The sequence below is a fragment of the Budvicia aquatica DSM 5075 = ATCC 35567 genome, assembly GCF_000427805.1.
GTDB lineage: Bacteria > Pseudomonadota > Gammaproteobacteria > Enterobacterales > Enterobacteriaceae > Budvicia > Budvicia aquatica.
Window position 1 is genome coordinate 1 of record NZ_ATYS01000078.1, and the last position, 12,066, is coordinate 12,066.

The 12,066-nt window shown below is 44.2% G+C and carries 11 protein-coding genes and 2 pseudogenes; 5 read left to right on the forward strand and 8 right to left on the reverse strand.

Features of this window, described 5'->3' with window-relative positions; all coding sequences use genetic code 11:
• Positions 1-321: molybdopterin dinucleotide binding domain-containing protein (locus YWE_RS27940; protein ID WP_029094078.1), on the forward strand; the 321-nt coding region annotated here is incomplete at its 5' end.
• Positions 322-437: 116 nt separating this feature from the next.
• The gene (locus tag YWE_RS31695) at positions 438-563 is read left to right on the forward strand and encodes a hypothetical protein (protein WP_282705586.1); all 126 of its coding nucleotides are present in this window, start codon (positions 438-440) and stop codon (positions 561-563) included.
• Between the two features lie 187 nt (positions 564-750).
• Here the strand turns inward: YWE_RS31695 and YWE_RS30590 are convergent, their stop codons facing one another.
• The 8 genes and pseudogenes from YWE_RS30590 to YWE_RS27960 all read right to left on the reverse strand — a co-directional run bounded on the left by YWE_RS30590 (position 751) and on the right by YWE_RS27960 (position 8,905).
• Positions 751-894: a hypothetical protein gene (locus YWE_RS30590; protein ID WP_154661430.1), complete on the reverse strand. Its 144-nt coding sequence runs from the start codon at positions 892-894 to the stop codon at positions 751-753.
• Between the two features lie 367 nt (positions 895-1,261).
• Positions 1,262-1,408, reverse strand: a pseudogene (locus YWE_RS31765) (IS1/IS1595 family N-terminal zinc-binding domain-containing protein); the annotation flags it as partial.
• A 60-nt stretch (positions 1,409-1,468) separates the two neighbouring features.
• Positions 1,469-1,810: an ANR family transcriptional regulator gene (locus tag YWE_RS27945; RefSeq protein ID WP_036016598.1), complete on the reverse strand. Its 342-nt coding sequence runs from the start codon at positions 1,808-1,810 to the stop codon at positions 1,469-1,471.
• Positions 1,811-2,071: 261 nt separating this feature from the next.
• Positions 2,072-5,521: an autotransporter outer membrane beta-barrel domain-containing protein gene (locus YWE_RS27950; RefSeq protein ID WP_051323452.1), complete on the reverse strand. Its 3,450-nt coding sequence runs from the start codon at positions 5,519-5,521 to the stop codon at positions 2,072-2,074.
• Positions 5,522-6,142: 621 nt separating this feature from the next.
• A pseudogene (locus tag YWE_RS32265) lies at positions 6,143-6,238 on the reverse strand (putative zinc ribbon protein); the annotation flags it as partial.
• A 9-nt stretch (positions 6,239-6,247) separates the two neighbouring features.
• Positions 6,248-6,541 (reverse strand): DUF7828 domain-containing protein, encoded by a 294-nt coding sequence (locus tag YWE_RS27955; RefSeq protein ID WP_227659937.1) that lies wholly within the window; start codon positions 6,539-6,541, stop codon positions 6,248-6,250.
• Positions 6,542-7,314: 773 nt separating this feature from the next.
• Positions 7,315-7,923, reverse strand: coding sequence for an inovirus Gp2 family protein (locus YWE_RS0119595; protein ID WP_051323453.1), 609 nt, complete (start codon positions 7,921-7,923; stop codon positions 7,315-7,317).
• Between the two features lie 733 nt (positions 7,924-8,656).
• Positions 8,657-8,905, reverse strand: a complete 249-nt coding sequence (locus tag YWE_RS27960; protein ID WP_051323454.1) for a helix-turn-helix transcriptional regulator — start codon at positions 8,903-8,905, stop codon at positions 8,657-8,659.
• Between the two features lie 587 nt (positions 8,906-9,492).
• Here YWE_RS27960 and YWE_RS0119615 point away from each other — a divergent pair.
• From YWE_RS0119615 to YWE_RS27965, 3 genes are all read left to right on the forward strand, one after another.
• Positions 9,493-10,386 (forward strand): hypothetical protein, encoded by an 894-nt coding sequence (locus YWE_RS0119615; protein ID WP_029096044.1) that lies wholly within the window; start codon positions 9,493-9,495, stop codon positions 10,384-10,386.
• Between the two features lie 69 nt (positions 10,387-10,455).
• Entirely contained in the window at positions 10,456-11,277 is an 822-nt protein-coding gene (locus YWE_RS0119620; protein ID WP_029096045.1) for a DUF932 domain-containing protein, read from the forward strand.
• Between the two features lie 46 nt (positions 11,278-11,323).
• On the forward strand, positions 11,324-11,998 hold the full coding sequence (locus YWE_RS27965; RefSeq protein ID WP_051323455.1) for an EcsC family protein: 675 nt from the start codon (positions 11,324-11,326) through the stop codon (positions 11,996-11,998).
• Positions 11,999-12,066 lie beyond the last annotated feature (68 nt).

A 12,066-nucleotide genomic window follows, 5' to 3' on the forward strand; every position in this document is an offset into this window, starting at 1 on the left:
AAAGCAAGAAACATCGCTAACGGTGATTTGGTCAGAGCCTTTAACGATCGCGGGCAGGTATTGGTAGGTGCTCTGGTATCCGACGGAATTAAACCGGGGATTGTCTGTATTCATGAAGGGGCATGGCCGGATTTAGACCCGGCAGCCGGCGGCATTTGTAAGAACGGCGGCGCCAATGTGCTAACCAAAGATATACCGACCTCTCAACTGGCTAACGGATGCTCGGGTAATACCGCTCTGGTGTATATTGAAAAGTATACCGGTCCGGTCTTGCCACTTACGGCGTTTGAACCGCCTAAAGGAGAGAGCGCCAAGGCGTAATATCATCAGCTAACCACGATTTCTGGCCGATAAGATTATCGGCCAGATTTCTAATGAGTTTCCTACCGAACCGAACTGGGTTTATCAAAGACTAAACTCTCTGATATGTATTGAATATGTCATCAAAGCCGTTTTCACCCGAAGTTCGCGAACGGTCAGTTCGTCTGGTTATGGAACATCAACAGACTCTTGCCCAACGTTCTGACGTATCGTCGTTTGCTGACCATCCCCTTAATCCCTAGCTCATTCACCGACTGCGGCTGGCAGTTCTGGATTGAACCTCACGGTTCGCTCCTGTGGGGATGCCCGTGGCTACGTTGTCCCCGACGCTTTGCACCTCAAAATTGCTTTTGATGCACAGTCGGGTAGGGAATTGCTGGTGAGACAGCAGGTTTCTTTACACTTATTACGACATACTGGCTGAGACAATCAGAGGAACAGCCTCGTGTCGCACCACAGAATTTCTAACACGCCCTCTTGGGAGGAAGACAGTAACCACGGCATCGGTATCATCACCGCTATCGCCAGTAAGGTCACAACACTCATCACAATATCCAAACCGGTCACTCTCATGACACTAACTCCCTGTTGTTACACCGCCCCGTCGATTACCCTCCAACACGCGCATTCCCATCCGGCAAATCAGCCGCGTAAATGTACCGGCCCTGAAACGTCCCTCTGCAACTGAGGCTCCGGTATCCTGGCAGACCACTGAGGGCTTTGCCATGCTTGCAAACTTGCGTACTTTCATCGCAATGCCAGCAAGCCTTGCGTTGCCGTTGTTTGAGTAAAGTCATCATCGTCATCAAAAATCTCCGTGACCGAACCTTGACAGTGAGCGGTCTATCGTTGTTCGGTACCACAGGCAGGGCGTATCACCGTCACCCTAGGTCTGTTAAACACGTTAAGCCTCGGTCACTGACTGGGCCTGGCAACTCGTCTGATAAACGTATTTACCCTGAAACGTGCGCCGACACTCGCGACAACGGTAACGTTGAAAGCCACAGCGCGACGTCCCATGCTTACGCACCAGTGTGGCGTCATGGCAATACGGGCAAACGGGTGGGGGTTTTCGGTATATCAACATCGCCAAGCGCCTTATTTATGGGGATGGTGACCCCGGCAGAAAATGGATAATTCAGTAACATCATGCTGTCCCATACCTTGTTTTTGCGATGATAGGGATAAAACTACGCGCTGTCAGCACACACTCATCATCCTTAACCGTTCCCCGGGCGTTTTTCAGCGAATTCAGATTAGGTGATGGCACTGACCGGCCCGCATAGCCAAGACCCTGCCTCGCCTCATGACCACAATACTGGGCCCGTGACCTCGCCCAGAGGCGGTTCTCAGGTAATCGGGCAACATCCTCAGCCATCGCCCAATACTGAGACGCGCCTCTCCAATCACCGGATTTCTCTTTCAACGCAGCAATCTCTGCCAGTTCTGCATAGTGATAGGCAGGCTCACGGTTCAAGCTTTGTGACATAACGATACCTTCAAAATAAAAAAAACGGCAGGGAGTTAACCACCATCCTAGACCGTAAGACGCTCCGCTAATATGAACTTAACCACAACAGCGCCACTCAGAGAGGCCTCTGTACAGAGAAAAACACACACCTTCACATGCAACTGAATGCCGGGAAATATCGTCTCTCTCTGCTATAGTTAGTCTGAACAACACAAGGGCAAGCAAAATGTCGTGCAATAAATATACGATAGAAAACTGACTGCCATACAGATAACAATCTTACCAGCCAATTCTTACACCGACCGAACCACCAATCGAGTAGTTATCGCTGACGTTATGGGTTGCACTGAGCAGGTTAACATTGCCGTACACGGCATAGCGTCCGTTCTGCCACTCATGGGTCCCGCCAACACCCACCCCAACCGACTGGCGTTTATCCCGGGTGCTAAAATCCACACCGGAAACGTTAACTTTAGTCCCATTCATAAACTCGTTGTACACATCGACATTACCGTAAACATGTGACCGGCGTGTAGTGCCATCTTCAGCTCGCCAGACAATGTCCTTATCCAATGAAACGCCTAACCGGCCTCGCAGGCTATCGCCCTCTTGCAGGGAGACTTCACTGCCAAAAGGGTCACGGAAATCCTCGAAGTCTACCCGCGAATAGGTAAGCTGCGTCTGCGGTGTCAATGACAGGCCATATCCTAACGAATAACGCTTACCCGTTTCTATCGACGAGGCATATCCCCGACCGTGATTATCCGACACCATACTCTGCCCTAGCGTGTCAGAGCTCAACCCACTGTCAAACCACATTGTCTGTAACTGACCATCAACATAGATACCATCATTGCCGTACCAGGTCAGCGTAGTACCTATGCCATAACCCGAGCTATCGATAGAGCCTGCGCCAAAGAAAGAATGGATATCTGCCTGCGCCTTACCGTAGGAGAAATTCACGCCACCAGTCAACAGTGAACCATCTTGCCCCTGATGCAACGGAATATCCAGACCAGTCTGTAGCTTCCACTGGTCAATATCCCGTTGTGAACCACTGGTGGACTTAGCCGGGTCAGCCTTCTCGTGGTTACCTTCTATGCGTCCCCATGCCCATGGAGCATCACTAACGTTATTCTGACTCAGTTCAGTGGACCAGTAACGGTTACCGACGCGCTGTTGTAGGGTCGGCAAGGTGTTGAGTGCGGCTAGTACCTGCGGATATTGTTCATACAACGGCACTCCGGGCTGATAGCGTAATGCACTCCCATTGTCAGGATTTTCTGGGCTAGGACCCGGGTCTGTCGGGTTCAGCTTAGATGATAGAGACCAGTCTCGACCGGCACTCGCCTCTTCGCCACTCGCCTGTAAGGTATACGCATACGCCCCACCAATGATTGCTGGCTTGCCATCGGCGGTGACATAATCCCCCTTCAGCAAGAATGCATTGTTAAATGACACACCGCCCACGTCAATGATGGTAATACCAGAGTTGGTTTGATCGCCCATCCCTCCCACATTATTCACCGTGATTGACGTTGTACTGGTTGCATCACCCTGAATAAAGAGCTTATCGGTGAAAGAACTATCGTTACCAAGCTGAGTATCGATAAAAATAGAAGCACCGTTACCTGTATAGTTGCCAGCAATCGTGAGACTGTCGCCGGTAAAGGCGCCATTCGCGCGGGCATACCCGTTAGACAGTCGAATTTCGCCCGCGTTGGTGACATTACCGATGACAGAGGATGAACCGATTGAAGACAATGTTGCACCGTCAGCAACCGTTAACATATCAGCTTCAGTCTCAGTAGGTGTTGGCATAACCGCCACACTAGTGGTTAAACCCAGCGTTGCGTTATTCAGTGCTAAGATGCCAGCGTTAACATTGACCGACAGGAACGAATTAACGCTGTCGTCAGCACTATTTGAGCCAGTTAGCATCCAGACGCTATCACCCTTTTTAACCAAAGTACCGAAACCAGTGATACGGTTCGGGTCGCCATCGGTGATTGCCTCTTCGCGATTATCAATTTTGGTCAAGTCAAAATTAGCATTACCTGACGCGCCACCAAGCACCAGATGGCTATTCGCCAGATCGAGTGAAGCTAAGTTCGGGTCAAAGAAACTTTGGTCAATAACCAAGGCCTGCGCGGTTCCTTCAAGAACATAACCGGGTTGTAGTTCCAAAGAAGCTGATTTTTCTGCATTACTCAGGCGGTAAATGCCAACTGCGGTACCGTTACCGCCATGAACGAGCCCCGCAACAGTGAGGTATGTGTCCGCCGTATTGGTCTCGAGATAAACGCCGTAACCCTGCTGCGACACAATCGTCCCACGGGTGATAGCGTCAATGGTAGACAAACCATCATCTCCGCCATATGTGGTGCTAATAACACGTATCGCGTCATATTCAGTGGTCATATCATTAACATCAAGGGTAACAATAGCATGACCATTATTGGTCATCGCATAGAGATTGATACCCTGGTCAGCGTTGATCTGGCCGTCCACAGTAAGGTCTGTTGTAGAGATACCGCTATCAACTTGAGTGTAGGACTGTATCCCCACTATATCTGAAGTGACATTATTGAGATTGATTATCGAGGTCACGTCGCCCAGACTCGAGGTGGTTTGAATAGTTGCCCCCGCGTATCTCGCAACGATATCACCGATTACCGTCGTTGAAGTCACGGCATCCCCCCCCGAACTGTTGTTGCTCAAATAAAGCCCGAAGTCGGAGGCGATAATATTGTTAGCGTTGACATTTAAAATGGAATTTCCCTCACTCGCGCCATTTGAAATTAATATTCCGGCGCGACTTTGCGAATCGACATTGCCTGAAATATCAAGATTAAACAACGAATTTCCACTATGGGCATAGCTGTATGACTGAATTCCTTCGTAGTAAGCTGATATGTTACTTAGCTTGATCGACGTATTGATGTCACCCTTATATGAGTTCAAATTTAGATTCATGCCTTGCCCTGATCTGGCAGTAATATCTCCCGTAAGCGCAATGTCTGTTAGGATTGAGCCATTAGAGCTGCTAGCATTGACATTCATCCCCGAATATCCAGCAATTATATTGTTTGCACGAAATTTAAGACTTATAGCACCTTCGTTAGCGTAAGAATCTATCGTGGTGGCAAAAACATCGTTGGAATAGATATGGATATCACCTCCAATATTGATGTCAGTAATTACGTCCCCATCCATATTGGCATTCATAACAGTGAGACTATTAGCCCCAGCAGTCATGTTATTTGAACTGAAATTAACAATACTAGAACCACCATTAGAATTGTTGTTAATCAAGATACCACTATTCATCAATCCGTTGGTTTCAATCATGGTGGATGCAGATTGCCCGGTTACAAAAGTATCATTCTGAATCTCGAGAGAATATGAACCATCGGTGTTGAGGACTGACGCATGAATATCTGTATAACTAATCGAACCAGAACCGGCGATAGTCAGTGCTGAATTAGTCGTACTTGAGTCGTTGACGATAAAGCCAGGTACAGTTTCAACCACGACATCAGTACCGTTAATGGCGATCCCTGCCACGTTTGTATTTTCACAGACGTAGGTTCCAACATCAGTACTGGTACATGCAGCATGGGAGGTGTGTGGTAAAGCAACGACCAGAAGAGTAAAGGCAGTCGCCAGTGTCGAGCCTGAACTCAACATTATAAACTCTCGTGGCATTAACATTTTCATTTCTTTCATCGGCCACCCCTTATGATATTAGCCGATGAATTATCCGATATGACCCTGAGAATGAATAAATAACATTTATTGATGTTCACTGACAATCTTGCTCCCTAAGATATAAAAATATTTATATAGATTTCTTTCTGTTCGTAAATGTTAACCACAGTTAAAACTCAATACTTAATTAATATTGCAGAGTATACATATGACTATATTTGGTATATTACCATGATTACACACACTGAATAAATAAAAACATTCAACCCTAATAGAAAACCGACTCATTAGCGAATTAATAATACGGGTAGTTATTAGTTTTGCATTACATTTAATTATTAAATAATCGATTAACACAAGAAAATTAGCCGGAAACAATGACTATTAGTTAAGACATTATTATCACCATTACTTTAATGAGAATTTGTTAATAAGTTGGAAATAATGTCAATATCAATTAAATTCTCGGTTTTCAGCAAGTTAGGAGTTGTTAACACCAAAGGACTTATCAACTACCGTCTCAGTAGTTCAAATGCCGCACGACCATACATCTGACTTTTCAGCATATTGAGAATATTCACATGCCCGTCAACAACACCGTTACTCCCCCCTAATCGATTCAAAACGTAATTCTTAAAGTCATCTGACAGCCGATACCCTTACGTCAATCTGGCTGTGAGCACCACGTTGACAAGTCAGGCAGTATTTCTCGCCATAATACACATGACCGCAGCCGCTACAGTGTCAATGACCCCGTTGTACCAACGGGCGTGCTTTCGGTACCAACGTCCTCAACACATTAACAGTAGCCGCCTCTTCAAAGGCCACATTGATGTAAGGGCAGTGTTGGCGTGAGTGTTCAGATAAACCCGCATCGGTATGCTCAAACCAAGGGCGACTACGCGCAGTACTCCGATGAAAAACCAGCGGGCTGTTACAGAGGTGACAACGATATTCACTATTTGGGTCGTGCTGTGCGGTTAATGCCGACATGAGATGTCCATAAGCATTACGTGCAATAAAGGATTTTACGTACATACGGAGACTCCTTTTCGCTGGATAGCAGGCAGTCGTAATCCGTCCCTTAAGGGCAGAGACAGATACCGGTTTCCAGACTGGAATAATTGAGGATTAAACGGGATGAGTCAGCGGTGACTGACGAGATTGCGGATTGAATAGTTTCAATGCTTGGTTAAAAACGGTGAGACAACGGATGATTAGTGTCGTGGTCGACATGATGATGCTCGGCATGAATAGGTTTCATTTCATAGGGCAAACCTGTTATTTTTTACTCCTCGCTGACGAGCTACGTGCCCTTTGATTGAGCAATCTATTTCTGACGCTTAATCCTCGAGGTCGCGACCTGACCGGCATGATCGATGTAGTTACCAATCTGAGGGGACAGCATCTTGGCAGTCACGAACTGTTTAACTCGATGGAATACCGCTCACTCAAACTCAATCAATCGACAACCCATTGAATACCTATTAAAAATAGCCCTATAGCCACCCTAGGTGGCATTGTGATGTTAGTGCTAGCTAAGTGCTTAAGCGGCCTCTAGACGCGGCCTGTGCGTATTTTAAGCTGGTATGAAATCGAGCACATGCAACATCCCTCTTCAATTGACGTCACTCAGAAAAAGTCTCACTGTTTTTGATAGTTAAAGCAGCCAGCAATGCCAACACAATGGCTGGCACTGATATTACTCATGCCTTGCTACGCACTGAGTACTGAGCACTGAGGTATTGACTAGCACAGAACGCCTATACGCGCTGCGAGTGCTGTAAACAGCACCACGCTAAAAGGCCTGACTATCGGTGACTACACCCAAAGTTACGTTCACCGTCAGCGCTGATTTTACTGCGCTCTTTAGCGAGGTAGCTGACCCGGGTCATCAACTTGGCATAGACGCCATCCGTATCCAGCATTTTTATGTTCAAGTAGTAACAAGGATTTTTAGGGAAGTAAGTCAATGACTGATACCGCTCATCATTGATGCCTAACGCACTGAGCCAAGCCTGAGTGATTAATGCCGCTAGGTTACCGGTTTGCTGACGATAATCCCCCAGAAAGGCATAGGCGTCTTTATTGAGTAAGAGCAGCACGTGATAATGTTTCTTATCTTCTTGCTCATTAAACTCCCTAACCCAGACGTACCGTAGTGTAGAGGGATGGACTCTTTTTCCTTCAGACTCTTTCTTAGCTAAGTCAGCTTTCAGCTTTGCTTTTAATGAATCCATAAAGCGAGAAATCAGTGCGGGATCCGTTCTCGCGAGTATGTCGTCTGGTAGCCTGAGGTCAACCCGTAAAGCAAATGTCCTAGGGTGTTCTTTTAAGGCAGCCTGAATGGTTTTAGTCATTCTATTTAAATAATCAGGATTCAGTGGACCATAGCTTCCAATGATATCGTCAGCGTTCATTATTTATTTCTCAAGAAGATGATTAAGATTGAACGAGTCAGTAGAAATAGTGACTGACCTCAAGGAATAGTGATAACGCGCGTTATACCGAGATACATACACGGATGCTTATTGCTGATAACAATAAGCAGAACGTTACTAAGGTTAAATGAATAAAGGGGTATACATAGATACCCCTAACATTATTACTGGCAAGACTGTTAATAACGCTATCGATTATTGATACACCTCCATGTTCATTACGCTAACCCCTCGCTATATTAGCTCCTTCAATGTCACCTGCATTAACTCGATGGCAGCACCTAAGCTAATTACTAATATCGTCCATGTTAATATCACCACCGACCTTAATGCTATCTACCACCCACACGAATACCACCCGTACAATTCTTATATAAGCCCTCATATAAACTCTATATAAAGAAACCTCCATATAAAGAAACCTCCATATAAATCCCATCTAAATAAACTCATGTATAAATAATAAACAAACCGACAATAAGCAGCCTGAAAATAAACCTTCTTATCATGGCTAATTTAAATATTTCATTAAAGAATGATAGAGAAAATAGATAGCAGAAAGATAATTTTTAGCAGGTTATTCATGATGATTCACTCTGGAATTAAAACCCAAGAAATGCCAAAGCATCATACTGATAAATTAATTATTAAATGTGATTGGATTAATGAATTTTATAGCGATAAAAAAGATGTTAGCGATAAATTTTATTGTCTATGACTTCTCATCATCTACGATTAACTCAATATCAGGCTCACCTCTGGATGCATTAATTCGCTGACGTAACCAAGCCTCGACTTCACTTTTTAACCAGCGGGAAGAGCGGCCTAGTTTAATTTGTTTTGGGAACTGACCTAGCTGTATTAGTTTATAAAACCACTTATCGGTCAGACCAGTTAGTGTCGTAATAAAGACCATGTCGACTAACTGGTCATTCATTAAATCAATCTGTAAATTATTCATGTGATGCTTCTCCACTTAATGTTGAATAAGGAGAATTCGTGCGTACAGACACCTTAGGTGCCGTTGATTCAAGTGATTCGATGATCTGCATCTCTGAGCGATTAAATCGCTTAGCGCAAGGCTAAGGACGTATAATCAGAGTCAATCAACAATGACTCAATCTGGGACGACCGTATTCTCTACATCACATGTTTCAACGGTGTAAAAAATGACATATATAGAAACCGCTAAAACTGATTACGGAATAAAATATTAGTTAAGTGATACATCAAATAACAACGACCAAATCATTCATAACGCCATACCCAGCATAATCAAGATGGAACGAAAAACTTTCATTATCATAAGGAATCTTATTTCTTTAAAAAATCATTTAAAAACGACGAAGAGATCAATGTAACCAATTGAAAAAATTAAAGTAAAAATAAATATAAAAACAAAAAACCGACACAAAACCTACGCGTAAATTACGAATAATCTACGCGTAACGCGCGAGATAACATTTAAAACATTACAAAAATACGTTGGGTTTGTTAACGAAATTATGTTATACATAATCTATGTCATTTTTTGATAAGGAGAGTGTTATGGCACTTCAAGTTGATGGGTACGTTGTAGTAAAAAGTAATAATAGGAGAGAGTGTAATTTCTACATTAATTACCTAAGAACACAAGCCGTCGTTGTTAGCCCTATATATTCAAGTTATTTAGATAATAACAAATCTATCAACGATAGTATAAAATACACCATTAAAGATAGAAATCTTGCCAACAAAATAATAAGAGAAATGTTTATTAACCTAAATGAGTCACTAATTGATGAGGATAAGTTTGGATGGATAAAATACAACGAAAGAGCATGCCAATGGCTATGGCTGAAATTAAAAATAATGCCTACAACTGAAATAGAGCATACATATTCTCCTTACAGAGAGCATTCACAATTTGCCTATGATAACTTCATCCAAGCCGAGATAGCAATCAATATAAAGGATAAGTATAAAAAGATAATAACGTTCTTTGACAACTGGCCTGCTAATATAGAAACAAAAGAAATAAAATTAAATCAATATAGCTGTCTCTGGTCAATGGCATATAAAAATTTACTCTCTATAGATTGGTTAGATGAGAATGATATAGCCCAATGCAAATGGGCATGGCAGTATTTGAACAAACACGGTTTAAACATCAACTATATAACACCATTAAGTGACTTAGATATGTATGGCTCAGTTTATGCTTCACTGGATATATGGGAGGCACATATTGATACTAAGAAACTATTCTTAATAGATTTTAGAAAAGCCTGGGTTCAAAAAAATTATAGGGATAAACATGCTAAAGACGCTAAGATAAATTATTATATTAGTAAGAGTACAAAGAAAAAAATAGATAAATTAGTTAAAGATAAGGGGATGATAAACTCTAAGCTAATTGAGTATTTAGTGGAAAAAGAATATAAATTGACATACGAAGAATAAAACCTCATGAAATATTTCAGCCCTATATTACCTTAGTGAACCACACTGTTATTTCACTAAGGAACATCAATGACCAGATTAATATCTCGATTTCACTCCGCCAATAGTATTCGCCGTGACCGGCCATTAACTAACGATGAATTAGCCCGCCATGTGCCGAGTATTTTCTCGGAAGAAAAACACAACTCCAGAAGTGCCCGCTACACTTACATTCCTACCATTACGTTATTGGATAACCTGCGTAAAGAAGGCTTTCAACCGTTCTTTGCCTGCCAGACTCGTGTTCGTAATCTCGATAAACAAGACCATACAAAACATCTGATTAGGCTACGCCGTGAAGACCAAATATTAGGAAAAGAAGTCCCTGAGATAATCCTGCTCAATAGTCATGATGGCTCGAGCAGTTACCAAATGCTTCCTGGTTTTTTTAGAGCCATTTGCACCAATGGTTTGGTCTGCGGTGACACCTTCGGAGAGGTGCGGGTACCACACCTCGGGCCAGTAGTCGACCGCGTGATTGAAGGTGCCTATGAAGTATTAGGTATCTTTGACCGAGTAGAAGAACAACGGGAAGCCATGCAGGGCATCACGCTCTCACGCTCCGCGCAACAGGCGTTTGCCCATGCGGCCCTAACCTACCGCTATGGCGAAGAGTACCAGCCAGTCACAGAAGAGCAAATTCTGATGCCCCGGAGGTGGGAGGACAAAAAGGATGACCTTTGGACAATTTTTCANCGNNCTCAGGAAAATTTNATTAAAGGCGGNCTGTCAGGCCGCACAGCCAAAGGAAAGCNGGCCCGAACAAGGGCGATTAATGGTATTGATGGTGATATCAAACTCAACAGAGCGTTATGGGTGATGGCGGAGAATATGCGCCAACATCTGGCTTAATGTCAGTGGTGTGTACCTCAGATAACCAATAGTAGGAAGAAACACTATGACTCATGATTATAGATTGACCATCGAAACGCTACAGTCAACGCTCGATTGGCTGTATGAGCGGGCTATCAACGGTATCGCCGGACTGGACTCCGCTCAAGCACTGGCTAACGCTTACCAACATACCCACCCAAACCAACGGACCTGCGTGAACGCGTTGATACGCGGGCAAAATATCAAAGCCGGCGCCAGCGGTTTTATCACCGGATTGGGCGGTCTGATGACACTGCCAGTGACGATACCGCTCAATATGACCAGTGTCTTGTTTATCCAAATCAGGATGATTGCCGCGATTGCTTTGCTAGGCGGTCATAACCTGAAAGACGATGAGGTCAAAACCTGCGTCTATTTATGTTTATGTGGTAATACGGCAAAAGATATTCTGAAGAATGTCGGTATNCANCTTGGGACGCGTCTAACCCGACAGTTANTGGGCCAGNCCTCCTCNGGTGTGGTACGACATATNAACCGAGCCGTCAGCGTTAAGTTAATGGCACAGGTCGGCCAGAAAGGCAGTCTCAATGCCTTCAAGCTNATACCGCTGGTCGGCGGGGTCATTGGTGGCGCGTTTGACAGCATCACAACCGACCTCATCGGAAATATGGCCCGGGATATCTTTATCAGCTCACCCACTATCNCTGTCGTCGAACATAACGACAGCCAGACACAATAACTTTTCCCTCGTTTCAACGTGTTATAACCCAAAAAACCACTGACATCAGTTTGCTTTAGCGCTGATGC

Coding starts and splice junctions, on each gene's coding strand:
- YWE_RS31695 (WP_282705586.1), top strand. CDS start 438: ATGTCATCAAAGCCGTTTTCACCCGAAGTTCGCGAACGGTCAGTTCGT.
- YWE_RS30590 (WP_154661430.1), bottom strand. CDS start 894: ATGAGAGTGACCGGTTTGGATATTGTGATGAGTGTTGTGACCTTACTG.
- YWE_RS27945 (WP_036016598.1), bottom strand. CDS start 1,810: ATGTCACAAAGCTTGAACCGTGAGCCTGCCTATCACTATGCAGAACTG.
- YWE_RS27950 (WP_051323452.1), bottom strand. CDS start 5,521: ATGAAAGAAATGAAAATGTTAATGCCACGAGAGTTTATAATGTTGAGT.
- YWE_RS27955 (WP_227659937.1), bottom strand. CDS start 6,541: ATGTACGTAAAATCCTTTATTGCACGTAATGCTTATGGACATCTCATG.
- YWE_RS0119595 (WP_051323453.1), bottom strand. CDS start 7,923: ATGAACGCTGACGATATCATTGGAAGCTATGGTCCACTGAATCCTGAT.
- YWE_RS27960 (WP_051323454.1), bottom strand. CDS start 8,905: ATGAATAATTTACAGATTGATTTAATGAATGACCAGTTAGTCGACATG.
- YWE_RS0119615 (WP_029096044.1), top strand. CDS start 9,493: ATGGCACTTCAAGTTGATGGGTACGTTGTAGTAAAAAGTAATAATAGG.